This is a genomic window from Cellulomonas sp. P24 (assembly GCF_024704385.1).
Lineage (GTDB): Bacteria > Actinomycetota > Actinomycetes > Actinomycetales > Cellulomonadaceae > JAJDFX01.
The window spans coordinates 4,033,553-4,060,137 of sequence record NZ_JAJDFX010000002.1; the positions used below are offsets into that span (position 1 = coordinate 4,033,553).

General features: G+C 69.1%; 20 protein-coding genes and 1 riboswitch. Of the genes, 12 read left to right on the forward strand and 8 right to left on the reverse strand.

What is annotated here, in order from left to right; genetic code table 11:
* Positions 1-266: 266 nt before the first annotated feature.
* Positions 267-986: a PspA/IM30 family protein gene (locus LJB74_RS18820; RefSeq protein WP_259310415.1), complete on the forward strand. Its 720-nt coding sequence runs from the start codon at positions 267-269 to the stop codon at positions 984-986.
* Positions 987-1,148: 162 nt separating this feature from the next.
* On the opposite strand, the gene LJB74_RS18825 is transcribed toward LJB74_RS18820, so the two are convergent.
* Positions 1,149-1,799, reverse strand: coding sequence for a DUF3105 domain-containing protein (locus tag LJB74_RS18825; RefSeq protein ID WP_259309962.1), 651 nt, complete (start codon positions 1,797-1,799; stop codon positions 1,149-1,151).
* Between the two features lie 822 nt (positions 1,800-2,621).
* Between LJB74_RS18825 and LJB74_RS18830 the strand changes: the two genes are divergently transcribed.
* The 6 genes from LJB74_RS18830 to LJB74_RS18855 all read left to right on the forward strand — a co-directional run bounded on the left by LJB74_RS18830 (position 2,622) and on the right by LJB74_RS18855 (position 10,727).
* Positions 2,622-4,367, forward strand: a complete 1,746-nt coding sequence (locus LJB74_RS18830) for a permease (RefSeq protein WP_259309963.1) — start codon at positions 2,622-2,624, stop codon at positions 4,365-4,367.
* Between the two features lie 235 nt (positions 4,368-4,602).
* Entirely contained in the window at positions 4,603-5,340 is a 738-nt protein-coding gene (locus LJB74_RS18835; RefSeq protein ID WP_259309964.1) for a response regulator transcription factor, read from the forward strand.
* Positions 5,341-5,393: 53 nt separating this feature from the next.
* Positions 5,394-6,479 carry a cell wall metabolism sensor histidine kinase WalK gene (locus tag LJB74_RS18840; protein WP_259309965.1) on the forward strand — a complete coding sequence of 362 codons (1,086 nt, stop codon included), beginning with the start codon at positions 5,394-5,396 and terminating at the stop codon, positions 6,477-6,479.
* 303 nt (positions 6,480-6,782) lie between these two features.
* On the forward strand, positions 6,783-7,199 hold the full coding sequence (locus LJB74_RS18845) for an ArsR/SmtB family transcription factor (RefSeq protein ID WP_396125197.1): 417 nt from the start codon (positions 6,783-6,785) through the stop codon (positions 7,197-7,199).
* A complete protein-coding gene (locus LJB74_RS18850; protein ID WP_259309966.1) occupies positions 7,196-8,254 on the forward strand; it encodes a cation diffusion facilitator family transporter in 1,059 nt (352 codons plus the stop codon). Before LJB74_RS18845 ends, LJB74_RS18850 begins: the two co-directional genes overlap by 4 nt.
* A gap of 100 nt (positions 8,255-8,354) precedes the next feature.
* On the forward strand, positions 8,355-10,727 hold the full coding sequence (locus tag LJB74_RS18855) for a bifunctional diguanylate cyclase/phosphodiesterase (protein ID WP_259309967.1): 2,373 nt from the start codon (positions 8,355-8,357) through the stop codon (positions 10,725-10,727).
* Between the two features lie 208 nt (positions 10,728-10,935).
* Here LJB74_RS18855 and LJB74_RS18860 read toward each other — a convergent pair whose 3' ends face one another.
* From LJB74_RS18860 to thiC, 6 genes are all read right to left on the reverse strand, one after another.
* The gene (locus tag LJB74_RS18860; protein ID WP_259309968.1) at positions 10,936-11,169 is read right to left on the reverse strand and encodes a hypothetical protein; all 234 of its coding nucleotides are present in this window, start codon (positions 11,167-11,169) and stop codon (positions 10,936-10,938) included.
* Positions 11,166-12,569, reverse strand: coding sequence for an MFS transporter (locus LJB74_RS18865; protein WP_259309969.1), 1,404 nt, complete (start codon positions 12,567-12,569; stop codon positions 11,166-11,168). The genes LJB74_RS18860 and LJB74_RS18865 overlap by 4 nt, the downstream gene beginning before the upstream one ends.
* Positions 12,570-12,693: 124 nt before the next feature.
* Entirely contained in the window at positions 12,694-13,503 is an 810-nt protein-coding gene (gene thiD / locus LJB74_RS18870; RefSeq protein ID WP_310650871.1) for a bifunctional hydroxymethylpyrimidine kinase/phosphomethylpyrimidine kinase, read from the reverse strand.
* A gap of 11 nt (positions 13,504-13,514) precedes the next feature.
* Complete coding sequence (thiE, locus tag LJB74_RS18875; RefSeq protein ID WP_259309971.1) at positions 13,515-14,126, reverse strand: thiamine phosphate synthase; 612 nt, start codon at positions 14,124-14,126, stop codon at positions 13,515-13,517.
* Between the two features lie 21 nt (positions 14,127-14,147).
* On the reverse strand, positions 14,148-15,005 hold the full coding sequence (gene thiM / locus LJB74_RS18880) for a hydroxyethylthiazole kinase (protein WP_259309972.1): 858 nt from the start codon (positions 15,003-15,005) through the stop codon (positions 14,148-14,150).
* A complete protein-coding gene (gene thiC, locus LJB74_RS18885) occupies positions 15,002-16,660 on the reverse strand; it encodes a phosphomethylpyrimidine synthase ThiC (RefSeq protein ID WP_259309973.1) in 1,659 nt (552 codons plus the stop codon). The genes thiM and thiC overlap by 4 nt, the downstream gene beginning before the upstream one ends.
* Positions 16,653-16,761, reverse strand: a riboswitch (TPP riboswitch). It overlaps the preceding gene by 8 nt.
* A 195-nt stretch (positions 16,762-16,956) precedes the next feature.
* Between thiC and LJB74_RS18890 the strand changes: the two genes are divergently transcribed.
* From LJB74_RS18890 to LJB74_RS18905, 4 genes are all read left to right on the forward strand, one after another.
* Positions 16,957-17,502 carry a flavodoxin domain-containing protein gene (locus LJB74_RS18890; protein WP_259309974.1) on the forward strand — a complete coding sequence of 182 codons (546 nt, stop codon included), beginning with the start codon at positions 16,957-16,959 and terminating at the stop codon, positions 17,500-17,502.
* 393 nt (positions 17,503-17,895) lie between these two features.
* The gene (locus tag LJB74_RS18895; RefSeq protein WP_259309975.1) at positions 17,896-19,191 is read left to right on the forward strand and encodes an NAD(P)/FAD-dependent oxidoreductase; all 1,296 of its coding nucleotides are present in this window, start codon (positions 17,896-17,898) and stop codon (positions 19,189-19,191) included.
* 15 nt (positions 19,192-19,206) lie between these two features.
* Positions 19,207-19,521, forward strand: coding sequence for a TusE/DsrC/DsvC family sulfur relay protein (locus LJB74_RS18900; protein ID WP_259309976.1), 315 nt, complete (start codon positions 19,207-19,209; stop codon positions 19,519-19,521).
* A 30-nt stretch (positions 19,522-19,551) separates the two neighbouring features.
* Positions 19,552-20,067, forward strand: coding sequence for a DsrE/DsrF/DrsH-like family protein (locus LJB74_RS18905; protein WP_259309977.1), 516 nt, complete (start codon positions 19,552-19,554; stop codon positions 20,065-20,067).
* A gap of 514 nt (positions 20,068-20,581) precedes the next feature.
* Here LJB74_RS18905 and LJB74_RS18910 read toward each other — a convergent pair.
* Positions 20,582-23,557: an EAL domain-containing protein gene (locus LJB74_RS18910; RefSeq protein ID WP_259309978.1), complete on the reverse strand. Its 2,976-nt coding sequence runs from the start codon at positions 23,555-23,557 to the stop codon at positions 20,582-20,584.
* On the opposite strand from LJB74_RS18910, the gene LJB74_RS18915 reads away from it, so the two are divergent.
* Complete coding sequence (locus LJB74_RS18915) at positions 23,534-26,551, forward strand: EAL domain-containing protein (RefSeq protein WP_259309979.1); 3,018 nt, start codon at positions 23,534-23,536, stop codon at positions 26,549-26,551. The genes LJB74_RS18910 and LJB74_RS18915 overlap by 24 nt on opposite strands.
* The last annotated feature ends 34 nt before the right edge of the window (positions 26,552-26,585 follow it).

A 26,585-nucleotide genomic window follows, 5' to 3' on the forward strand; every position in this document is an offset into this window, starting at 1 on the left:
ATCGCGCCGCGCAGCTCGTCCACGATGCCCAGGTTCTCGCGGAACGCGACGTGTCCCCCCTCCACGGAGCACGGACCGCAAGACCCCGGCGGAGCCTCGCCCAGCGCGTCTGGGACTGCCGAGATGATGCTCGGCGGAATTCTCATCGAGCAGATCCTGCGAGGCCGCGGTCGCGGCTTTCGCGGCCGGGGCTGCTGACCCGACCGCCAACCCCACGTCCCGATGCTCCTTGCGGGACGACGGCACCACCGACGAGAGGAACGACGATGGCAGAGAAGCAGACGGTGCTCGGTCGCATCACCCAGCTCGCGAAGGCGAACATCAACGCGCTGCTGGACCGCGCCGAGGACCCGGGCAAGATGATCGACCAGCTGATCCGCGACTACACGAACAACATCGCCGAGGCGGAGGACGCCGTCGCCCAGACGATCGGGAACCTGCGTCTGGCGGAGCAGGATCACGCGGCGGACGTCGCGGCGGCGGCGGACTGGGGGCGCAAGGCGCTCGCGGCGTCGACGCGTGCGGACGAGCTGCGGGCCGCGGGCAGCACGGCGGACGCCGACAAGTTCGACAACCTCGCCAAGGTCGCGATCGGCAAGCAGATCGCCGCGGAGCAGGAGGCCACCACGGCCGAGCCGATGATCGCCTCGCAGACCGAGGTCGTCGAGAAGCTCAAGTCGGGGCTCGCCGCGATGAAGGACAAGCTCGCCGACCTGAAGACCCGCCGTGACTCGCTGGTCGCCCGGCAGAAGAGCGCCGAGGCCCAGTCCAAGGTCCAGGGCGCGCTCTCGGCGATCAACGTGCTCGACCCGACGAGCGAGATCTCACGCTTCGAGGACAAGGTGCGGCGCGAGGAGGCCAAGGCCGCCGGTCAGGCCGAGGTCGCGGCGTCCTCGCTCGACGCGCAGTTCGAGGAGCTCGAGGTGTCCAGCGCCGCCGTGGAGGTCGAGGCGCGCCTCGCCGCCCTCAAGAACCCGACCTCCTGAGCCGACGGGCGACGAGCGGTCGGCGCACCGGATGTCGCGCCGGACTCGTTGTTCAGAGCGAGGTGCTTCATCGGCAGCCCCTCACGTCAGTTGCCCGTTCCCGTCCGGTCCGCCGATGCAACCGCACTCGCACGAGCAGCGACACGCCCAGGCGCGGCAGCGTCATGGTGCGTCGGGCGTCCCGGTTCCGCCGGAGCATGCGGCCCCCGGTTCGGGGGTCTGGGGGCCGTTCACGTACTCCTTCAGGAAGACGGGAAGTCGCGGATCCTCGGCCGAGGGAAGCTGGAGCTGGACTCCCCACGCGCTGGCGACCACCGGTGTGGGGAGCCCGGACCGCGGGCTCACCAGGACGTAGCTGTTCTTGGCCGCGAAGGCCCGCAGCGTGGCGAGCTGGGCCGCGGGCAAGTTCGGGTCGTGGGTGATCCACACGGCGCCGTGCTCCAGGGAGTGCACGGCGTTCTCGTCGGCGACCGGCTGGGAGTAGTACCCGCAGTTCTCGTCGATCGCGGAGTGGTCGCCGCCGACCGGGGGGTTCTGCGCGTAGGTGACCTTGCCCTCGACGTGGTTGCGCGACAGACCGGTGAACGTCTTGACGCCCTCGATGGGGGACTTGGCGGCCGCGTTGACGCTCGCGGTCTGCTGGTTCGCGTTCACCATCACGGCGATCGTCGTGCCTGTCAGCCCGAGGACCACGACCCCGGCGACCGCAGCGATGATCACGGTGCGCTTGCGCTCGGACCTCTTCTGGGTCTTCCTGATCTCGGCCACGCGTGCCTGGCGGTCGGTGAGCTCGGTTCGTTGTCTGCGGGTCATCGGTTCAATGCTCTCTGAGTGTGGGTGGCGCGGTCGGAACGTCCGCAGTGCTTGAGGCCAGGGGTGGGGGGTCGCCGGGTGTCCCGAAGGAGCCGCCCGGTGCCACGCCGCGATGATCGGGGTCTCCCGGGAAGATCCTCGCCACAGCCCATAGTCCGAAGGCGATGGACAGCATGACCACGCCAGCGAGAACGAGCCATCCGCTGGTTGCCACGTGGGCTCTCCCTTCTGGTCGTCGCCGCGTCAAGCATCGAGGGCGAACCCGATGTCGATGGTGCACGGCTGACGAAGATTCCCTGAAGAGGCACACGGCCAGGACTCTCGACCGGACACCGTCTCCACGCTCTGTCGCGGGCCGTCACCTGCTCCGACACCCTGCATCGCAGTCGGATCGCTCGTTGCGCGGATGCGGCACTGTCCTGCGGCGCGAGCGAGCTCCACCTGCTCTCCCGCCCGGATCCTCGACTTGCGGGAATACCCCTAGGGGGTATGGTGGTTCGTAATACACCGAAGCGTGTCGACATCGGGCCTGCGCTCGCACCGGCTCTTGCGGGTGCGCGACGAACGGGCCGTCGGCGGAATCGCGAAAGCACTCGTCGGTGAGGAGGTGCAGGCGCATGCCAGCTGCTGGGGATGGTTGTCCGGTCGACTCGGGGGTACCCGAGTGCGGGACGGGCCTGACGGGTCGTGTGCGTTTTGTCGTTTCTGAGCTGCGGGACGTCTGGCGTGAGCTGCGCGTTCACGTGCACCGCGCGCCCCGATCGGGAGAGGCGACACCGCACGACGACGGGCCACACCAAGGCACGCAAGGGAGAACGTGACATGGGGTTTCTGGGAACGATCGCCTCGAGCCTGGCCGAGGGCTTCTGGATGTTCTACGACACGCTGTGGGCGCTGGTGCTCGGGTTCGCCCTGTCCGGGGCCGTGCAGGCATTCGTGTCGAAACAGCAGATGCAGCGGGCCCTGGGTGATCACCGACCGAAGACGATCGTGCGGTCCAGCTTCTTCGGGATGGTCAGCTCCTCGTGCTCCTACGCGGCGAGCGCGTTGGCCAAGAGCTTGTTCGTTCGCGGTGCGGACTTCACGTCCTCGATGGTCTTCATGTTCGCCAGCACGAACCTGGTGCTCGAGCTGGGTGCCGTGCTCTGGTTGCTGATCGGCTGGCAGTTCGCCGTCGCGGAGTTCATCGGCGGGTTCATCATGATCGCGCTGCTGGCACTGATCCTGCCGCGCGTGATCGACGTCGCCGCCCTGGACGCCGCACGAGAGCGCCTGCGCACCGGCTCGGCGCGGAGCACCGCCCATGAGGAGCACGCCGGCGCCGGCGCCCACATGGCCACGCCCTGGCGCCGCCGGATCACCTCCCGGGCGGGCTGGTCGGACGCCTCGGGCTACACGATCAGCGACGTCACGATGCTGCGCAAGGAGCTTGTGATCGGCTTCGTCGTGGCGGGGTTCGCCTCTGTGGCCGTACCGACCGGTGTCTGGAAGGCCCTGTTCCTGACCGGGCACGGGATCTGGTCCGCGCTCGAGAACGTCATCGTCGGCCCGGTCCTGGCATTCATCAGCTTCGTCTGCTCAGTGGGCAACGTGCCCCTGGCCGCCGCACTGTGGAAGGGCGGCATCAGCTTCGGAGGCGTCATCGCCTTCGTGTTCGCCGACCTGCTCGCCCTGCCCCTGGTGCTCATCTACCGCAAGTTCTACGGCACCCGTCTTGCCCTGCGGCTCTCGCTGGTGTTCTGGGCGGTGATGAGCCTGGCCGGACTGATCACCGAGGGGATCTTCACTGCCCTGGGACTTGTCCCCGGCACCCTCATCGGTGACATCGCCACCGTCCACTTCGGCCCGAACTACACCACCATCCTCGACATCCTCGCCGTGATCGTCTTCGGGTACCTGTACTACCTGTACAAGAACGCGGCGAAGTTCGGAGGCGGCGGCGGGTACGCGAAGGACCCCGTGTGCGGCATGCAGGTGCGCACCGCCGACGCCCCGGCCCACACCGCCCACCAGGGCTACGACTACTACTTCTGCTCCGACAAGTGCCACGACACGTTCGAGGCCGACCCCGCCAAGTACACCGACGGCCAGCCCGCGCCGGTCGTGAGCCAGACGGCACCAGCCGGGGCGACGGGCGCTGATGCGGGCGCCATGGTGACGGACCCGGTGTGCGGGATGAGCATCGACCCGCACACGGCCGCCGGGCACGCGACGCACGACGGCGTCGACTACTCGTTCTGCTCGGACGGCTGCCGGAGGGACTTCGTCGCCGATCCCGCCCACTACCTGACGCCGACCGGCTCCAGCGGACCACGGGCCGACCCAGACGACGCCCGCACCCCCGCCACCGACCCGGTGGCCCGACTCGGGCGCAATGAGAACAAGGAGAACGACATGATGGAGAACTCCCAGAAGATGACCGATCCCGTGTGCGGCATGGGCGTCGACCCAGCCACGTCGGCCGCGAACTTCGAGCACGACGGCACCACCTACTACTTCTGCTCCACGGGCTGCGCCACCACATTCACAGCAGACCCGCACAAGTACGCCAGCGCCACGACGTCCTGACGCTCGCCCCGCCGGGGGAGGCCGGGAGGATGCGGTCACCCCGGCGGGGGCTTGGACCCGCGTGGGAGATGCAGCGCGCGGAGTCCGGCGGCAACTCGATCAACTCGGGTCTTCGCAGAGCGCCGGGGCAGCGGCACGGTGCATGCGATGTGCAGGTGATGAAGATTTGATGTTCGCCGAGGCCGGTAGCGGTTCAGGTGCCGCCTTCAGGCCTGACGGGCGCCACGATGGGGAGATGACATCCGCCGCCTCCGTGCCTGCCAGAGGCGCTACAGGACGCACACGGGTTCTCGTCGTCGACGACGAGCAACCACTCGTTCAGATCATCGCGTCGTACCTGGACCGCGACGGCTTCGAGACCAGGACAGCCGGTGACGGCGCAGAGGCGATCGCGCTAGCGCGCGAGTGGGACCCCGCCGTCGTCGTGCTCGACCTCGGGCTACCTCAGGTTGACGGAATCGAAGTCTGTCGCGCGGTGCGGACGTTCTCCGACTGCTACATCGTCATGCTCACCGCGCGCGTCGAGGAGGTCGACAAGCTCATCGGGCTCTCGGTCGGGGCCGACGACTACCTCACCAAGCCGTTCAGTCCGCGCGAGCTCGTCGCCCGGGTGCGCGCCATGCTCCGTCGGCCACGGCACCACACCACGTACGGCTCGCCCGCACCCCAGGTGTCAGTGTTCGGGTCGATGTCCATCGACGTCAGTGGGCGCGAGGTCCACGTCGAGGGTGTCGCGGTGGATCTCACCCGGACCGAGTTCGACGTCCTGGCTGCCCTGGCTGCGCGCCCACACATGGTCTTCTCGCGCGCCCAGATCGTCGAAGCCGTCTGGGGTGCAGGTTGGGTCGGCGACGAGCACCTCGTCGACGTCCACATCGGACACCTGCGACGCAAGCTCGGCCAGCCTTCGAGTCCGGCCGTCTTCATCCGCACGGTGCGAGGCGTCGGCTACCGGATCGGACCCGGGCGATGACTCGAACCGGGGGCAGGTGCCGGGGACCACGCGACCTCGGCACGCGTCTCCTCGTGGCGATCATCGTCGTGGTGCTCGTCGGCGCGGCCACCGCTTGGGTCGTGGCCTCCGCCGTCGGCCCTGTCGTGTTCCACGCGCACATGGCCCGCGCCGGAGCGACGAGTCCCGACGCCATCGTCCACGCCGAGCGGGCATTCCGCACGGCCTCGACACTCACGCTCGCGCTCGCGCTACTGACCGCCCTCGTTGCATCCGTTGTCGTCAGCATCTTCCTCACCCGGCGCATCACCCGTTCGCTGAACCCGGTCACCCGCGCCGCCGGGCAGATCGCCGCCGGTGACTACTCCGCCCGCGTCCCCGACGTCGACATGGGGATCGAGTTCGACGATCTCACCGACGCCTTCAACACGATGGCCGCCGACCTCGCCCGGATCGAGCGCGGTCGCTCCCAGATGCTCGGCGACCTCGCCCACGAGATGCGGACCCCGGTCAGCACGCTCGGCGCCTACCTCGAGGCGATCGCCGAAGGACACGAGACTGCCAGCCCGTCGACCGTGGCCATGCTGCGCGATCAGGTCACCCGGCTCGCCCGCCTGAGCGAGGACGTCGCCCTGGTCACCACCGCCGAGGAAGGCCGCCTCTCGATGCGACGGGCACCGGTCGCCGTTGCGCAGGTCGTTCGCGCGGCGACGGCTCAAGCCGCCGCAGGCTACGCCGACGATGGCATCGACCTCGCCCTACGCGTGGCACCGCTCGCGGAGGACGTGGTGGTCGACGCTGACGCCGACCGGCTCTCCCAGGTGCTGACGAATCTCCTCGACAACGCCCGCCGCTACACGCCGACTCACGGGCACGTCACCGTCACAGCAGACCGATCGTGCGACACAGCCGTCATCATCGTCTCGGACGACGGCGACGGCATCGCCGAAGAACACCTGCCGCACCTGTTCGACAGGTTCTACCGAGTCGACACCGCACGCGATCGAACCCACGGCGGCTCCGGAATCGGGCTGTCGATCGCCCGGGCCATCACCGAAGCGCACGGCGGTGCCATCACGGCCCACAGCGACGGACCGGGCCGCGGCGCACGCTTCACCGTCACACTCCCCACGGCGTCCACGCACTGCGCAGGCACATGACAGCCCGAAGATGCCGTCGCCCAGCCCCACACTCCGAATTCCGCTCTCCACCGCCCACCAGCCGCGTCGTATCCCTCCGTGCAGCGCGCCCACGGTCGCCCAGTGCCCCACAGGTGCCGGCCGCGGCACAGGCATCGCGCGGTCCGTTCTGCCGAATGCCTTGCTCCGCGGGTGCAAGTCCGGTGCCGGGCTGACGTCGGAGTCGGCGAGCTGAGAGGAGCACCTGCTCCGAGCGGCCCTGAACACCACGGCCCGCGCTGGTCACCCTCAAGCCAGACCTGAGACCGTCGACAACGCCGGCGCATGTTCTATCATCTGCGTATGGATGCAGGTATGCAGCATGAGCCGCTGGAGCACGAGCAGGCACTGCTGGCGGTCGAGGTGTTCCGGATGCTTGCCGATCCCACGCGGGTGCAGCTGCTGTGGGTGCTGATCGGTCGGGAGCTGGCGGTCAACGAGCTGGCGGCGCTGGTCGGCAAGCCGGGACCAGCCGTCTCTCAGCATCTGGCGAAGCTGCGGCTCGGGCGGTTGGTACAGACGCGGCGTGAGGGCACCAGCGTGTTCTACCGGATCGCCAACGAGCACATCGCCAGGCTGGTCACCGACGCTGTTCACAACGCCGAGCACGCCGCGACCGAGACCCCGGCGCACCACGGCGCGGTGTCAGTCCCGGCGCGGTCGGACGGGACGGACGCCCGTGCCTTGCGGGGTGTGCAGTGAGTCGCGACGACGGCACGCGCCACGACCATGCTCGCGCGGACGGGCACGGTCACGACCATTCGCACGATCACGGTCACGACCACACCCACGGGGTACGCGGGGTTCTGCATGGGCTGTTCTTCCCTCACAGCCATGATGCGGCGGACGCGATCGACGACGCTCTCGAAGGGAGCGTTCACGGCATCCGTGCGGTCAAGATCTCGTTGCTCGGACTCGGGCTGACGGCGCTGCTCCAGCTTGCGGTCGTGATGGTCTCCGGGTCGGTGGCGCTGCTCGCCGACACGGTGCACAACTTCTCCGACGCACTGACCGCCATCCCGCTGTGGATCGCGTTCGCGCTGACCCGGCGGCGCCCGAGTGCGAGATACACCTACGGCTACGGCCGCGCGGAGGATCTTGCCGGGCTGTTCATCGTTGCGATGATCGCCTTGTCGGCCGTCGTCGCAGGAGTGGAGTCGGCGCGCCGCCTGATCCAGCCGATGGCGGTGGCGAATCTCGGATGGGTTGGAGTGGCCGGTCTGGTGGGCTTCGCCGGCAACGAGCTCGTCGCGGTCTACCGGATCAGGGTCGGGCGCCGCATCGGCTCCGCGGCGTTGGTCGCCGATGGCATGCATGCGCGGGCCGACGGGCTGACCTCCCTCGCCGTGGTCGTGGGGGCGGCGGGTGTCGCGGCGGGAGTCCCACTCGCAGACCCGGTGATCGGGCTGCGGATCACCGTCGCCATCCTGGTGGTGCTGCGCGGTGCGCTGCGCGAGGTGTTCCGCCGGTTGATGGACGGTGTCGAGCCCGGCCTCATCCACCGCGCCGAGCATGCCCTCGCCGACGTCCCGGGCGTGATCGCCGTGCGCCGGGTCCGGATGCGGTGGATCGGGCACGGGTTGCACGCCGACGCGGTGCTGGACATCGACCCGGCGACATCGTTGGCCGACGCGCACCGGATCGCTCATGACGGCGAGCACGCGTTGACAGGGGCGTTGCCGAAGGTGGCGGAGGTCGCCGTCCACGCCTACCCCCACCCGAGTCTCGGTTCCGGGCACGGGCCGCACTTCACGTAGACGCGCGGAACCCGGCTCGTGACACCTCGCCCCGAGCGCCTCGCTCAGACCCGGTACGCGGTACTCCTCATGTTGGTCGCGCGTGCGTCGATGTAGTGGCGTGAACCTTCTGTGGCGTGCCTACCTTGTGGGCGGCGCTCTGGTCGTTGCCGTCTACCTCGCGGTGCCCGACGAGATCGAGCGCGACCTCGTGTACGTGGCGGTGGGTCTGTCCAGTGTGATGGCGATCGCCGTGGGGGTCCGGGGCAACCGACCCAGGCGGGCGTCGGCGTGGTACTGGATGGCGGCAGGCCAGCTGTGCTGGGTCGTGGGGGACGGGCTGTACTCCTGGTACCAGGATGTGGCAGGAACCACCCCGTTTCCGTCCCCGGCCGACGCCTTCTACCTGATCGCTTACCCGCTGATCGCGATCGGGCTGGTCGGCCTGATTCGTGTGCGTGAGCGTGGGCTCGACGTCGGCGGGGTGATCGACAGCAGCATCGTCACGGTCGCGTTGGGGCTGCTGTCCTGGGTCGTCCTTGCGGGTCCGATCGCGCGCGACGCCGGGCAGTCGATGACCGCACGCGTGATCGGCGTGGCCTACCCGGCAGCGGACATCCTGCTGCTCGCCTTCCTGGTGCGGCTCCTGGTCGGGCCCGGTGCCCGAACCGTGGCGTTCCGCCTGCTCACCGCGGCGACGGGACTGCTGCTGGTCGCCGACACCGCGTTCGCGGTGCTCAATGCCAACTCGTCCTACCAGGGTGGGGCAGTGGACCTGGCGTGGCTGGCCTCGTACGTCCTGTGGGGAACGGCCGCGCTGCACCCGTCGATGACGGCGATGTCCGAGCCCGGCCTGGCGCCCGCCCCGCTCACGGCGCGCCGGTTGGCGGCGCTGACCGCTGCCATCCTGATCGCCCCGTGCACGCTCGCGGTCGAGCTCGTCCGCGGAAGGCCCGTCGACGCCTGGCCGGTCACGCTGTGCTCGGTCGTGCTGTTCGCCCTGGTCGTCGCACGCATGCAGTTCGCGATGCGTGAGGTCCGCGCGTCGGCCAAGCAGCGTGACATCGCCCAGGACGACCTCGCCCACCAGGTCGCGCACGACTCGCTGACGCAGCTGGCGAACCGCTCCCACGCGGTCCAGATGATCGAAGCCGCCCTGAACCGGGCCCAGCGCTCCGGGAGCCTGGTCGGGCTGCTGTTCGTCGACCTGGACCACTTCAAGGCGGTCAACGACACCCACGGTCACGCCGCGGGGGACGACGTCCTGCGCGAGATCGCCCGGCGCATGCAGGGCAACGTGCGTGCGGGCGACACCGTCGGACGTCTCGGGGGTGACGAGTTCGTCGTCCTGGTCGAGGCCCCGGACACCGAGGCTGGCGTCGTCGACCTCGCCGAACGCCTCGTCAGAGCCATCTCCGCCCCGGTGCGCACCGTAGGACGTGAGGTGGTCGTCACGGCCAGCATCGGGATCGCGGTGGTCCGCGACGGCGGCACCGACGCGGACGTGCTGCTGTACGAGGCGGACGCGGCGGCCTACCGCGCGAAGTCTCAAGGACGCGGTCGCGCCGAGATCTTCGACGACGCGCTACGCCGCGAGCACCTGGCACGTGTCGAGCTGGAAGCCGCCATCCGGACCGGTCTGGACCAGGGGCAGTTCGTGCTCCACTACCAGCCCATCGTCGAGGTGCGGTCCCGCGGCACGACGAGCTACGAGGCGTTGGTGCGATGGAACCGTCCCGGCCACGGCCTGGTCGGTCCCGATGCGTTCATCCCGACCGCCGAGCTGTCGAACCTCATCTGCGACCTGGGCCGCTGGGTCCTGGGCGAAGCGACCCGACAGCTCGCCGCATGGAGCACGCCCCATCCGGGCGACCTGACCGTCGCCGTGAACATCTCCGGGCGACACCTCGCGAGCACGGAGATCCTCTCGGACGTCACCAGGGCACTTGACGCTGCCGGACTGCCGGCCGATCGCCTGGTGCTGGAGATCACCGAGACGGTGCTGGTCGACCAACCGGTGGCCCTGGCGCACCTGCGCGCCCTGCAGGAGCTCGGGGTCGGGATCAGCATCGACGACTTCGGCACCGGCTACACCTCCATCGGACAGATGCAGAACCTCTCCGTCGACAGCCTCAAGATCGATCGCAGCCTGGTCGCCTCCTCCACTCCCGGCGCCGATGAGCTCGTCCGCCTGGTCGTCCACGCAGCCCACGCCTTCGGGCTGACGGTCGTCGGGGAGGGCGTCGAGCTGCAGACCCAGCTCGACTCGCTCGAGCAGGCGCAGTGCGACCTCGCCCAAGGCTTCCTCTTCGCGCGCCCCCGACCAGCCGACGAGCTCACGATGCCCCCCAGCGTCACGATGAATCAGCGCACCGGACGCGGTAAACTCGGGCGCGAAGACCCGCTGCCGGCCCCCTGTGCAGCGGGTCTTCGCCTCGAGCGGTCGGTTTCGCAGCAGGGGGTCACGGCTACGGCCGAAGCAGTGCGCCGGTAGGCAACGCGGGGCCGCCCGACCGGACGGACTCGAACCGGGCGACGATCACCGAGGCTCGGGGCGCCGTTCGCCGCTCGTCACTCGCTGGACTCTCGTACGACCCGAAGGTGCCGGTCAGACTCCTGGCGCCGCGAAGCGACCGACAAGCTGCGCATTCGCCGGATGGCAGTTGGACATCGCAGAAGCTCCGTGCTGCCGACCCTGGCACTCACTGATCGAACGGCGCATCGTCGATCGTCGTGAGCAGGCGGTCTTCGATGTCGGCGACCAGTGCGGCGCGGGCATCGGCGAAGGCCGCCGCGGCGTTCTCGCCCAGCCGGTGCACGACCTCCGCGAGCTGTTCGTCGGGTGTGGCACCGGCCCAGGCCGGGTCACCCTGGACGTCGGCGATCGCGCGCGCCAGTTTAAGGTTGCTCAGGTCATGATCGCGGCTCGGGGTCATGGTTGCTCCTGGGGGTGTCGCAGGGTTAAGGACCCGATCTCCGGGGGCATTGCTGTTGGCGCCTGCTTGTTGGGCCGGGGTGAGCGTGAGGCGCCTGCGGCTCCGAGGGCGGTCAAGATCCCGGCGAGGGTGAGCAGTGCGGCGACGGCCGGTTCGGTGCCGAGGGCATGCTGGAGCACTGGGAGGTAGTACGGGTACAGGGCGGGGGCGACGATCGACATGCTGTAGGTGAGCCCGTAGCCGCTGGAGCGGACCGCGGGCGGGAAGTGCTCGGTGAGGTAGGCGGCGACGGGGCCGTAGACCGAGACGGTGGTGACCTCGAGCAGGACTACCAGCAGCACGAGCGAGCTCGGGGTGTGCTGGCGGAAGATGGCGAGGTAGGTCAATGGCGCGAGGACCGCGGAGATGACACCGAAGGTGATGAAGAAGGTCCGTCTCCCGGTGAAAGTCGACAGGTGCCCGCACGCCACCATGGCCAGGGCCGATGCGGCGGTTGCGCACAGCATGGTGAGGGTGACGTGTTGGTCGCTGAGGTGGGCGACGGTCTTGAGCTGGCCGGTGAGCACTGCGACGGCCATGTCGGTGAACAGCCACAGACCGGTCATCAGGACCAGCAGGTGGCGCAGGCTGCGCCCGTTGTGGCCCACCAGCACGAGAGAGAGCGGCCGGGATGCCCGAGCTGAGGGTGCGGCGTCGGGATTGTCCGTGACGTGCAGGTGGTAGAAGACGAGCATCGCCAGCGCCATCGCCGCGCCCATCGCGAACGGGATCCGCCAACCCCAGGTGCTGTACGTCTGGGGCCCGAGCAGGTTGAGCATGAGGAGGACGAGGGCGGCGATGGTGGCGTTCGCCCAGGGGGACATCCACATGATCAGGCCACTGACCAGCCCGCGCCGACGCTCAGGTGTCCACTCGATGGCCAGGGGGACGGCCGAGGTGTATCCGCCGCCGATGAACACACCGCTGAGGAAGCGAAGGCCCAGGATCGCGTAGAACGTGGCGGGCCCGAGGATCTCGCGGCCAGGGACCAGGGCGACGAGGGCCGTGGTGACGGCGACACCGGCCATGGTCACCTTCGTGGTGGCGGCTCGCCCGACTCGATCGGCCACGGGGCCGAAGATCGCCGAGCCGAGGGGGCGTCCGATGAGGGTTGCGACGAAGACCAGGCCGATGGCCGCGGTCAGATCTCCAGGCCCGTACAGGTGGGCTGCGGCCGGGGCCAGGGCGATCACGGGCAGGAAGATGTCGAACTGGTCGACGTAGTTGCCGAGCACACCGCCCCGAACCGCGCTACGGGCCGCACCCACCGGCGTGGGGGCGGCTCGTGACGGGGACGGCGGACCGCTCGGGTCCGTCGTCGCGGATGCGGGGGAGGCCGACGGCGTGGTGCGTGAGGACATCGGACGGTTGCCTTCCTTCGTGTTGCGGCCGGCGGCCCCGTGGTCGCCCCGGGTGGTGCGAGGCAGGCGGGGCCGGCAGCTCCGGTGTCAGTGCGGTGCCGGTGGGAGCACCAGGGCCATGGCGTCAGGGCGCTGTCGGGGGTGTCGTGGCCTGCGGCCACAGGGCGTGGAAGTGGTGCACGGGACCGGGGCCGTGGCCGACGTCGAGGGCCTCCGCCGCGCGCAGTGCCGCGGTCAGGTAGTCCTTGGCGTCGCCTATGGTGCTGGCCCAGTCGGGTCGGCCTGGGCGAAGGGCTGTGATCGCGGAGGAGAGCGTGCACCCGGTGCCGTGCGTGTTGCCGGTCACCACGCGCGGCGCCGCGAACCGGGTGATTGCCCCCTCGATACTCAACAGGTCGGTGCACTGCGGACCGTCGAGGTGGCCTCCTGTGAGCAGGACACCTGGGCACAGTCGTGTGAGCCTGCCGAGCTGGTCGACGGCGTCTGCGACGGTGACGGCCGGCGCCTCACCGAGCAGGTCGGCGGCCTCGGCGGTGTTCGGAGTGATCAGGTCGACGAGCGGCAGGAGCAGCTCACGCAGGGCATCGGTCGCCTCGAGACTGAGCAGCCTGTGCCCGCTGCTGGCCACCATGACGGGATCGAGCACCACGTAGCGAGGTCGGTGCCAGCGCAGCGCGCCGGCGACGGCTTCGACGACCTGTGTGGTGCCGAGCATCCCGATCTTGACCGCATCGATGCGCACGTCGGCGAACAGCGCCTCGAGCTGGGCGCTCACGAACGCCCCGGAGATCGGGTGGATCGCTGCCACGCCGCGGGTGTTCTGGGCGACCACGGCGGTGATGACGCTCGTGCCGTAGACGCCCAGGGCGGAGAACGTCTTCAGGTCGGCCTGGATGCCCGCACCACCGCTGGGGTCGGTGCCAGCGATGGTCAACGCGTTGACGATCATGGGCGGGCACGCCGCAACGTGGTGGCCACGGCACCGGGGTCAGGTGCGTCGCAGATCGCCGAGACTACCGCGAGCCCGTCGACCCCGGTCGCCCAGACCGACGGTGCGTTGCGGGTGTCGATGCCGCCGATCCCGACGCAGGCAAGGGCGGTGCAGGACCGCAGAGCCGCCAGCGTATCCAGCCCCAGCGCGGGCTGGGCGTCGGTCTTGGTGCGCGTGGGAAACACGGGGCCGATGCCGAGGTAGTCCACGGTCCCGCTGGGCAGTGCGTGCACGTCGGCGATCTCCTCGGGTCGGTGGACCGACTGCCCGATGAGGAACCCCGGTCCCGCCAACCGGCGCGCGTGGCGGGCGCCCAGGTCGCCCTGACCGAGGTGGACGCCTTGAGCACCGCACGCCAAGGCGATGTCGAGGCGGTCGTTGATCAGCAGCGGGACACCCGTGCCAGCCAGTACGTCGCGCAGCTCGGTGGCCAGCACCATCAGCTCGCGTGCGGACGCGTGCTTGTCGCGCAGCTGGACGGCGCTGACCCCGCCGGTCACCGCGGCACGGACCGTGGCCCCGATGTCGCGCCGGTGAGTGTTCTGCGCCCCGATGACCAAGTACACCGACAGGTCCACGGCCACCGTTCAGCCGACGTGGGTGCGCAGGGTGGGGGCGTCCAAGCCGTCCAGGGCATCGAGCAACGAGACGGCGAAGCTTCCAGGACCGGCGCTCGCCGCGGCGGCGACCTCTCCGGCCACGGTCAAGATCGTCGTTGCGGCGCCCGCAGCGATCAGCGGGGAGCTCTCCACGGCGCAGCAGGCCGCGACCAGGGCCCCCAGGGCGCACCCGACGCCGGTCACGCGGGTCATCATCGGGTGACCGGAGTGCACCTCCAGCACCTGGGTCCCGTCGGACAGGTAGTCCACGGCGCCACTGACGGCGACCGTGGTCCCCACCCGCCGGGCAAGCTCGGCCGCACGTTCCAGGGCATCCACCGAGGTGGTCGTCGAGTCCACCCCACGCCCCGCAGCACCGGCGGCACCGGCCAGGGACAAGATCTCCGAGGCGTTGCCGCGCACGACCGCCGGGCCCTGCGTCACGAGCTCGGCCGCGAACCGCGTCCGGTACCCGAGCGCACCGACGGCGACCGGGTCCAGGATCCAGGGGGTGCCGGCACGCTCCGCTGCGGCGACCGCTGCCCGCATCGCGGTGACCTTGTCGGGCGACAGCGTCCCGAGGTTGACCAGCACGGCGTCGGCCACCCGGGCGAACTCCGCGGACTCCTCGGAGTTCTCCACCATCGCCGGCGACGCACCGACGGCCAGCAGGACGTTCGCGGTGAATCCCGCCACCACGATGTTGGTCATGCAGTGCACCAGTGGCCCGCGCGTGCGGATCGCACCCAGGATGCGGATCGCGTCCTGGGCGGACGCGCGCGCACCGGTTGAGAGCGCGGCTCCGGAGGACGACGGGACGGTGGCGGGCTCGGGGACCGTGCTCATCGCCGCACCCCTTCGACGGGCACGTACACCGAGGTGCCCAACCGTGTGAACGCGGCGGACCTTTCGGCCATGCCCGCCTCGATCGCCTCCACGCTGGTCAGGCCGTTCTCGCGGGCGTAGGTGCGCACGTCGGCAGAGATACGCATCGAGCAGAACTTCGGACCGCACATCGAACAGAAGTGCGCGGTCTTCGCGGGCTCGGCCGGCAGCGTCTGGTCGTGGAACGCCCGTGCGGTGTCGGGGTCCAACGACAGCGCGAACTGGTCGTCCCAGCGGAACTCGAACCGGGCCCGGCTCAGCGCGTCGTCACGTTCCTGGGCGCGCGGGTGCGCCTTGGCCAGGTCTGCGGCGTGGGCCGCGATCTTGTAGGTGATGACCCCGGTCTTCACGTCGTCGCGGTCGGGGAGCCCGAGGTGCTCCTTGGGGGTGACGTAGCACAGCATCGCGGTCCCGGCCTGGGCGATCATCGCCGCGCCGATGGCCGAGGTGATGTGGTCGTAGGCAGGTGCGATGTCGGTCGCCAGCGGGCCGAGCGTGTAGAACGGCGCCTCCTCGCAGAGCTCCTCCTCGAGCCGGACGTTCTCGACGATCTTGTGCATCGGGACGTGACCGGGACCCTCGATCATCACCTGCACGCCGTGGGACTTCGCGACCCGGGTGAGCTCACCCAGGGTGCGCAGCTCGGCGAACTGGGCCTCGTCGTTCGCGTCCGCGATGGACCCGGGGCGCAGCCCGTCACCCAGGGAGAACGTGACGTCGTAGCGGCGCAGGATCTCGCAGAGCTCGACGAAGTGCGTGTACAGGAAGTTCTCCTGATGATGCGCCAGGCACCAGGCCGCCATGATCGACCCGCCTCGGGAGACGATCCCCGTCACGCGACCGGCGGTCAGGGGCACGTACCGCAGCAGCACCCCGGCGTGGACGGTCATGTAGTCCACGCCCTGCTCGCACTGCTCGATCACGGTGTCGCGGTAGACCTCCCAGGTCAGTGCAGCCGGATCACCCTTGACCGTCTCCAGCGCCTGGTAGAGCGGCACCGTCCCCACCGGCAGCGGCGAGTTCCGCAGGATCCACTCCCGGGTCAGGTGGATGTCCTTGCCGGTGGACAGGTCCATCAACGTGTCCGCGCCCCACCTGGCCGCCCACACCGTCTTCTCGACCTCCTCGGCAATCGAGGAGGTCACCGCCGAGTTCCCGATGTTCGCATTGACCTTCACCGCGAAGGCCTTGCCGATGATCATCGGCTCGCTCTCCGGGTGCCGATGATTGGCAGGGATCACCGCCCGCCCACGCGCGACCTCCTCGCGCACGAGCTCCGGCGCCAGGCCTTCACGCGCGGCCACGTATGCCATCTCCGCGGTGATGATCCCCGCCCTGGCCCAGGCCAGCTGCGTGGCGGCGCCGTCAACGGGCGCGGGACGATCCCACCGGTCACGGGTCCGCGGCAGGCCGGCCTCGAGGTCAATCTCGGCTGTCGCATCGGTGTAGGGGCCCGAGGTGTCGTACAGGTCCAGGTGCTCACCGTTGCTCAGGTTCACCCGCCGAACCGGCACCCGCATCCCCGCAAACTCCGGGACCTCGACGTGATGCTTGGTGCTGCCGTGGATCGGACCAACGGTCACCGTGGACACGGGTGCAGAACTGGTATGGCGCATCGTGACGCTCTCCCTACGCCGGCATGACCCGGACAGGTTCAACGGTCGACGGCCCTAGCCGTCCTCTCAGCCCGCTGGTGCGGACTCCCGTGGTGGACTAACGCGGCGAGACTACCTCACCCGCGACCGACCCGGCACAGCCTCACCCCACCAGGTCGTCCACGGCGATCGACACCACGATCGACTCGCACGGCAAGCGGTGGGCACCCCGCGTCCAGGGACCTCGGGCCCACCACTCGTCCGAGGGCCCGGTTGAGCATGAACGGTCAACCAGTCGCAGAGCGGAGGCGTGGGGCATGCAGGTCTTGGTCGCAATCGCCTCACGACACGGCGCCACGCGGGAGATCGGCTCGGTCATCGCTGACGCCCTGCGGGCCGGCGGACATGACGTCGTCGAGGCCGATCCGGCCGATGTGGCCCTGCTCGACCCCTACGCCGCCGTGGTGCTCGGTTCGGCCATCTACAACGGGCGCTGGCTGCCCGAGGCGCGCGAGCTCGCCCAGCGCACCGCGACGGCGCTGTCCCATCGCCCGGTCTGGTTGCTCTCCTCGGGCCTGGCCGCTGTACTTCCCTCTGGGGTGAGCTTCCCGACCGAGATGCGCGACCTGAGCGAGCGCATCGCCGCGCGCGGACACAGGAAGTTCGCCGGTCGACTCGACCGCTCCGTGCTGTCGTTCGCCGAACGGACCATCATCGCCGCCGCACGCGGACGCGACGGCGACTACCGCGACCTCGACGCAATACGTGCCTGGGCGGCTGAGATCGCCGCCCAGCTCGACGAGGCGTTCGCGCCGCCCGAGGCGGACACCCGTGCCCGCAGGCGCCGCGACGGTGACAGCTGAGCGGGTCCTCGGACCGGTCGAGTCGTCGACCGGTGGAGCGGCCATCCAGCACGTCGCACCGCACTCAGGGGTGGACCCTTCCGTGGCGTGACGAGCCGCCACACAGGGCTAGGACCAGCCTCGAGGCGCGGTCACCTCGCCACATGTCGGCCAGCCCCAGCGACCGTGAGAGTCGCGCGCCGACCCCGCCGTCGGCTGCGACGACTCGATCCCCGGGACCACCGGCACGCCACCCCAGGGGACTGCACCCGGCCACCGATCCGACTCGCACGCAGCGGGCGTTGATACCCCTGGGGGTAGGTAGGACCTTCGGACCGTGTTCGCGACCGCGTCCGTGAATAACGTGTCTAGTGCGAGCCCGGCAACCCAGCCGCATGGAACGAGGAGTCAGACGTGAAGCAGAGACTGTTGGTTCTAGGTGCCGGGACGGCCGGGACCATGATCGTCAACAAGCTCAGGAAGCACCTGGCCGCGAGCGAGTGGGACATCACGGTCGTGGACCGTGACGACATCCACCCCTACCAGCCCGGGTTCTTGTTCCTGCCGTTCGACATCTACTCCCCGGACCAGATCAACCGGCCCCGACACGCATTCCTCGCACACGGCGTCGACCTCGTGATCGGCGAGGTCGACCTGATCGACCCGGACGCCCAGACGGTCTCCCTCACCGACGGCCGGAACCTGGGATACGACTACCTCGTGATCGCCTCGGGCACCTCGCCGCGGCCCGACCAGACGCCGGGGATGCTCGACGAGGAGTGGCGCAAGAGCATCTTCGACTTCTACACGTTCGACGGCTCGGTCGCCCTGTCCCGGGCGCTGAAGGACTTCGACCACGGGCGCCTGGTCGTGCACATCACGGACATGCCGATCAAGTGCCCGGTCGCGCCGCTGGAGTTCACGTTCCTGGCCGACGCATGGTTGCGCGAGAAGGGACTGCGCGACCGCGTGGAGCTCGTCTACGTGACACCGTTGCCGGGAGTCTTCACCAAGCCCATCGCCTCCGAGGCGCTCGGCGCGATTCTCGCCGGCCGCAACATCACCGTCGAGTCGGACTTCCTGGTCGAGCACATCGACACCGAGACCAAGACGCTGGTCTCCTACGACGAGCGTGAGGTGCCATTCGATCTCCTGGTGACGATCCCCCTGAACATGGGGGCGGACTTCGTCGCCCGCTCGGGCCTCGGGAACGAGCTCAACTACGTGCCGGTGAACAAGCACACCCTGCAGTCCACCGCCCACGCGAACATCTTTGCGGTCGGCGACTCCTCGGACATCCCCGCATCCAAGGCCGGATCGGTCGCCCACTTCTCCGTGGAGATCTTCGTCGAGAACTTCCTGGAGCTGATCGCCGGCAAGCCCATGACCGGGGCGTTCGACGGCCACGCCAACTGCTTCATCGAGACCGGCGACCGCAAGGGCCTGCTGATCGACTTCAACTACGACACCGAGCCGCTGACCGGCAAGTTCCCCCTGCCGGTCGTGGGCCCGATGGACCTGCTCAAGGAGACCTGGGCCAACCACCTCGGCAAGCTCGCGTTCCGCTGGATCTACTGGAACATCCTGCTCCCCGGGCGCCGACTGCCGATCTCCTCCCACATGTCGATGCTCGGCAAGATTGTCCCGACCGCCTCCCGCACGTCCGCGGACAAGAACACCGCGTCCACCCCCACAAGCGCCAACCGCTAGACGAGAGGAACCGCCATGACTGTCACCACGCTCGGAGGCCGTCCGATCACCGTGAACGAGGAGGGCTTCCTCACCGACCCCTCGCAGTGGGACGCCGAACTCGCTCCGGTCCTCGCCGCCCAGATCGGCATCACACTCACCGACGCGCACTGGGCCGCACTGAACTTCCTCCGCAAGGACTTCGCCGCGCAAGGAGAGACCCCGACGCTGCGTCGGGTCTCGACCGTCGGGGGCATCCCGATCAAGGAGCTCTTCGCGCTCTTCCCCCAGAAGCCCGCCAAGAAGATGGCCTACATCGCCGGGCTGCCCAAGCCGCACGGCTGCGTCTGACCCGCCGTCGACCACGAGAAAGAGACCACGATGAGCACTCCAGACACGTCCCCGGCGATCGTCCCGAACTTCGACACGACCGGTGACAGCGGCCGCAAGCTCGCCATCATCTGCTCCAAGGGAAGCCTCGACATGGCCTACCCCGGACTGATCCTCGCCAACGCCGCCCTCGGTGAAGGGGTCGAGGTCCACCTGTTCTTCACCTTCTGGGGCTTCGACATGATCACCAAGAAGACCATGGGAAACCTCCAGTTCACGATGCTCGGCAACACCGCGACCCACATGCCGCAAGGCCTCGGCGGCCTGCCGGGAATGACCGCGATGGCGACCACCAAGCTGAAGAAGACGATCGCCGACCTCGACATCCCCGAGGTCCCCGACTTCCTCGAGCAGATCGTCGCCTCCGGTGGCCATCTGTGGGCGTGCCGGCTGTCCGCCGACATGAACAAGCTCACCGAGACCGACCTCTACGACGACGTCGAGGCCATCATCAGCGCCAGTGACTTCATCGAGATGACCGACGGCGCGCAGCTGCTGTTTATCTGACCGGACGAAGACGCCCTGCGGCCCGCGAGTGGTCGACCCACCTGCGACGCGCGTCACACCCTGAGCAGGGAGTGCATCGAAGAACCTGCAGAGGCACCGATGAGGGGTGCACAGCTGCCTTCGCGCGCGCCGACCACCATCGGCGCGCGCGTAGGCGTCGAAGCCGGTCGCAGCCTGCGGTGTGCCCGCGTCTCGTCGCCGGTGGCTCGGGCCCCACGGCCCAGGTCGCCGCCGATCGTGGTCGGACAGGCCCACCACATCAGACGAGCCACCGCCCTGGCGAATGCCAAACACGCCAACCGTTGCCCGGCGAGGCAGGCGGGGAAGGCGACGTGCACCGCCGACCAAGACTCCAAGGGCTTCCCAGTCCTGCCACGGACAGGGGCAGTCAAGTCGACGCGGGCAGCTCAACCGCCGTTGCAGCCGATGGCGTCTGCGCGCGGCGTGCGCCGATCGAGCGCCGCTGGCCCACTCCCGCGCAGTGCGCGTGGCTGGCCCCCAGGCTATGGGGCGTTCACGGCTCCACGGCGAGGGCCCTGGGCGCTTCGAGCTGGTCGGAGAGGTCGCGTTCGAGCAGGTCTTCAGCGTGATCGCTCGTCACTGCGGGCATGAAGAGGTACCCCTGTCCGGTTGCGCAGCCGATGCTTTGCAGGAAGGTGAGTTGGTCTCCGGTCTCGACGCCTTCGGCGACCACGGCCAGACCCAGGGACTTACCCAGTCCGACCAGCGCGGTGATGAGCTCGGTCGTGTGGTCGCCGCTCGCGAGGCTGCGCAGGAAGGAGCGGTCGATCTTGAAGGCGTCGACAGGGAATCGATGCAGCGTCTCCAGCGAGGAGTACCCGGTCCCGAAGTCGTCGATGTGCAGTCGCAACCCGGCCTGGTGCAGCTCGCGCATCATGCGCAGCGCCGTCTCGGGTCGGCGCATCAGCACGCCCTCGGTGACCTCGAGCGTGAGCCTGTCGGGCGCGAGCTGGTGGCGGTGTAGGGCTTCCAGGACGCGAGGCAGCAGGTCCCGGTGCCAGAACTCGCGGTCGGAGATGTTGATGGCCACGTTGACGACCCGCGGGCCCCAGTGCGCGAGCTGTTGGCAGACCTCCTCGAGGATCCAGTGGCCGAGCTGGATGATCAAACCGGTCTCTTCCATGGCGGGAAGGAACTCGTCGGGCATGACAAGGCCACGATCGGGGTGGCGCCAGCGGATGAGGGCCTCGAACCTGTCGGTGTGGCCTGAGGTGAGGTTGACGATCGGCTGGTAGAAGACCTCGAACTGGTGTTCCTCGAGGGCCCGATGGATCTCGGCGTGAAGGATCTGTTGGTGGACCGCGTGTGCACGCATCGCCTCGTCGAAGAAGGCGACCGTCCCTGGTTCGTCTCCCTTGGCCCGGTACATAGCGGTGTCCGCGTCGCGCAAGATGTCCTCGCCCGAGGCGTACTCCACGGAGCTGGTTGCGATTCCGATGCTCGCCCTGATAGCGACGTCGGGCCCGTCCAGGTCCAGGGGTCGTGCGAGGGCGGCCTGAACCCGGTGCGCGACCTGGAGCGCACCTGCGGGGTCGGTGTCGTGCAAGAGGACCGCGAACTCGTCGCCGCCGAACCGTGACCCGGTGTCCACCGCCCGGAGTTCGTGGCTGATCCGGTCACCGACGGCCGTCAGGACTTGGTCGCCCGTCTGGTGGCCGAGGGAGTCGTTGATCAGCTTGAAGCCGTCCAGGTCCAGGAACAAGACCGCGAAGGGTGTCCCGGATCTGTCTCTGCCGGCGATCGCCACGTTGAGGCGTTCGAGGAAGAGCCGGCGGTTGGGGAGCCCGGTGAGGGCGTCGTACAGCGCACTCCTGGTCACCTCCTGCTGGAGATGCTGCGACTTCAGGGCTGCACACAACAGCGCCGCCCAGTGTTGATAAGTCTCACGCTCGGACGTGGAGTCCACGGTCCCCACGACGGCCAGCAGGCCCCAGTCGCGTGCTGCGGTGCGGACTGGGACGACCACACAGATCTCACCCTCGGTGGCGGCGAGGAGATCGATGAGTGCCACTGGGGGGAATGCCTGGACGGTGGTGCGGCTCGCGACCAGGCCAGGGAGTGTGTTCCCGGGGTCGTACGTGCCGACGACGTCGAGGAGTCCGTCCGAGGGTTCGCCCTCCCACAAGGCCAGGACGGCGGCTTTGATGTGCGTACCGGCGAGCCATCCAAGATCGCGCGGATCGATGTTCTCGGTGTCAAGTAGCCCGGCGTCCACCACGTACTGCTCCGTGATCGCGGCTTCGGTGGCTTCGGCCCGGCTGAGGTATGCACCGGTCTGGGCCTTCCACAGTGCTGCGCTGACGCGAGCGGATGCTGAGGCGTGCACACCGGGGGCCACGACCCGCTCGGCGTAATCCGCAACGGCGTCGATGATCCGGCGCCGAGTCTCGGGGTGAGCGGTCAGACCCCGAAGTGCGACCGTCAGGGCCCGGATCCCGGACTCGGTCACCGGTTCTCCGGAGGTCACCAGGTGCTCGGCGTGCGCGAGGGCCGCAACGACTGCATCGTGAGCGGGTCCGGAGACGAGGTCGCCGCCGCTGAGCAGCTCGGTGAAAAGCACGTCCTGAAGCTCATCGCGCAGAAGATCGGGCGAGAGGGCGGGCGAACCATCGGCCGTCAGCAGCTCGCTGCGGTGCCCGCCGCCGGAGCACCCGCACGACGCGCGCACCGCCAGGACGACGGACTGCGGTGTAAAGACCGAGTTCGGCACCACCTCATCCCGCACCGCCGCCATCACCAAACGACCGGCGAGTGAGCCGACGTCGCCGAAGCGCTGGTTGACGCTCGTCAAAGGGGGAGAGCTGAACGCTCCTGCCTCGATGTTGTCGAACGCCGCGATCGCCAACTCGTCAGGAAGCACCATCCCAGCTCCGGTGAGCACGCCGAGGAGCCCGAGGGCGTTGCGGTCCGTAGCGACCATCATCGCTGTGGGGCGTCGAGCGCACGCGAGCAGGGCGAGGCCAGCGCTGCGCCCGCCAGATTCGCCGTTGTCTGGCGCCGCAAAGACGGTCGTAGGATCGAACTCCAGGTCGTACGTGTCCAGAGCCTGCCGGTACGCGTCGTACCTGGCTCGGATGTCCTGCTGGGCAAGGTTGCCGACGAACCCGATCCGGGTGTGGCCGTGCCCAATCAGGTGCTCGACCGCCGTGAAGGTCCCGCCGTGGTTGTCGGGCATCGCCACCGGTGCGTCGAAGTCGCCCATCAGAGTGCTCGACAGGACGACGGGTCGCCCGCCGTCGCGCAGCTGACGTAGGTACGGTGCGCCGACCGCCGTGGTGATGGAGACGACGCCGTCCACGTGCGACCACGCCACCGGGGTCGCGAAATCGCCCGGTGCGCCAGCCTCATCACGCGGTGCGGCCTCGGTGAGGGTCTCCACGACAACCAGGCGCCCACCGGTTCCGGCGACCTCCCGGGCCAGGCCGGCCAGCAGCTCTCCGAAGTAGTGCCCACCCAGGCTCGGGGTCAACACCAGCACTGTTGTCGGGTTGTTCACCATGAGCCCTTCCCGTGCACTGTCGGCGGCCGGCTCCACACCGAGCCTTGTTCCTCTATCGGCGCGTTGCGCTGCGCGCATGATCGCGTGCACGTCCAACGTCCGGCCGGGTGCGGTCGCGGCCTGAACCCTCACGTGTCTGCCGTCGCGGCGTCCAAGCTCTCGGGACACAACCGGACATCCGGGATGGTTCAGGATTCGCGCTCACTCTCGGCTCTCCGGCTGCCGATGACTGTCGAAGGGTCGTCGATGGCGATGCGGCCGAAGGCGCCGAGCCGGAGGCAGGAAGTGGGCCTGGTGGGCGGGAGTACGGTACGTCTGATCGATCGTCGACGGGTGCCCGGGCGAGCCCAAGACCCGCCACCCGGCACGGCGACACGTGACCGGTCCGTGCCCGGGCCGGGGAGTACGCGCACGTTCGTGGCATTCCTGGTGGCCGATGCCTGCGGTGTGCTCATCGTGCCGGCCGCACCAGACGGCGCATGGTTGTGGGCATACGTCGCAACGGGAGTTCTTGCACTGGCGGGGCTTTGGGTGGGAGTGCGCGTTCACCGCCCTGAGCACCGCGGCGCGTGGCACATGCTGTTCGCCGCAATGTCACTTTCCCTGGTCGGCGATGTGGCTTCCTCGCTGGTCGACGCGCACGGAGCCCTACTCACGGGTGCGAGCGTGCCTCTCGCCCTGGACCTTCTCGGCTATGTGGTCCTGACGTCGGCTGTGGTCGCGTTGACGTGGACGTCGGGCACCGTTGGCCTGATCACGCTCGCCGACGCCTGGATCGCGGCGATCGCTGCGGGCCTGTGCTTGTGGGCGGCGCTCCTGGTGTGGTTCCCCCAGACCCGCAATGCCGGTGGCGTCCTCATCTTGACAGGATTCGCCCTGGTGGCCGTCGTTGGACTTGCGGCGCTGTTCTCCCTGGTGTTCTCCGGGCGCACGCGGGTGTGGTCCGCCTGGCTGCTCATCGCCGGGGTGGCAGCGCTGATGGTCTCGGGAATGGCTGGTGGTGTCGCTCTGCTCGCCGGTGGCGACCAACTCGGCGGCTGGTACGGGGGAGGGCTACTTGCCGGATACGGACTGCTCGGTGCCGCCGCACTGCACCCCTCGATGACCTTGATAATCCGCAGGCCGAGCGACCTAGCCCGTGTGCGTGCGGGCAGCGGACTGCCCGAGGTCGTTCTGGTGGGACTGGCGTTGGCGATGCCTTCGATTCTTCAGCTGCTGGGCCTCTCACGCCCCACGGGTTTCTCCCCTGCTTCCGAGCGGTCTGTGGACCTGACCTTCGCCGCCGTCGAGGTAGCCCTGGTCGCCCTGGTCGCGCTACGCATGACGCTGGCCAGCCGTGATCGTCGGCGCGCGGAATCGGAACTGCTGCGCCTGGCCGTGGCAATCGAGCAGACCGGTGACGCCGTGTGGATCTGCGACGCCCGCAACCGTGTCCGGTATGCGAACCCCGCATTCACGGCGATGTCCGGGTGGCCAAACCAGGAGATACTCGGCCGCGACCAGCGCGTCGCGGACGGGGGCCAGCACCCACCAGAATTCTGGTCAGGAGTCGCCGACATCGTCCACGGCACCGGGATGTGGCGTGGGGCAGTGACCTACCGACGCCGCGACGGCCACCTTGTCGAGGTGGACGCAACCATCTCGGCGATCCACGGCGAGAACGGCACCATCACCGGGTACGTGCACACCGACCGCGATGTCACCCGCGAACGTGGACTGCAATCTCAAGTCGACAGAGAGACACGCGAACGTGCCGCAGTCAGGGCGTCTCTTGCGCACATCGAGAGCGATTCGAACGTGCATGACATCGCCGCTGCGGCATGCGCCGAGCTGCGCGCGCTCGACGGCGTCCAAGCCGCCGCCGTCATCGACCTTGCAGTGGGAGACGAGTCGATCCTGGCGATGTCAGGTGTCGACCCTCGGGCGTTCGAGCTGAACCCGACCGGGGTGAATGCACTGGGCGAGTACCTGCGCGCGAACCTTGCTGGTGGACCGTGCTTGCTGGCCTACTCCTCTCACCCCGGCTCACCCCACCCGCACGCGCATGAACCGGCAGAGGACCTGCCGCGGATGATTGCGTATGCCCCGCTCACCTCCGGGGGCCACGTCTTCGGCGCCCTGGCCATCTCCGCGAGCAGATCGAGCGCAGCACGTGACCTAGGGGCTCGGATACCGCTGCTGGAAACGCTCACATCCGCCCTGGCTCCGCTCCTGCGGCCCGGGCTTGACGACCTGCACGCCACCAACGACGCCGCCGCCGCAATCGGCTCGATCCTGGACCAGGGCTTGTTCAGCCCGGTCTTCCAGCCCATCGTCGAGGTCGCAACCGGCACAACGGTCGGCTTCGAAGCCCTGACCCGGTTCACCGGTGGGGTCCGCCCGGACATCGTGTTCGAGCGCGCCCACCGCGCTGGTCTGGGCATCGAGTTGGAGAGGGCCACGCTGAACGCGGCGCTGCACGCAGCACGCGACCTGCCTGTGGGTGCCTACCTCACGTTGAATATGTCGCCCGCGTTCGTGACGAGCGGAGAGCCTGCCGGTCTGCTGAAGGGCGTCACCCGGAGCCTGGTCATCGAGGTGACCGAGCACGAGGTCATCGAGGACTACGCCGCGTTGCGCGCCCACCTCGCCGCGCTGCGTCCTGGCGTGCGGCTGGCGATCGACGACGCCGGCGCGGGGTACGCGAGCCTGCGCCACATGCTCGAGCTCGAACCCGAGATCGTCAAGCTCGACATCGCCATCATTCGCGACGTCGACACCGACCCGGGCCGCAACGCACTCGTGGATGGCATGAAGTACTTCGCCGACAAGCGCCAGATCACGCTCATCGCCGAAGGCGTCGAGACAGCCGCCGAACTCGCCGCCCTGCGCGAGATCGGCATTCCTCACGCCCAGGGGTTCTTCCTCTCCCGCCCTGCCCCTGCGAATGTCCAGGCACGCGCATTCAGCCTCCCGAGGCCGTGAGTGGACGCCATGCCCGTCGCACAGGCCTAGGGGT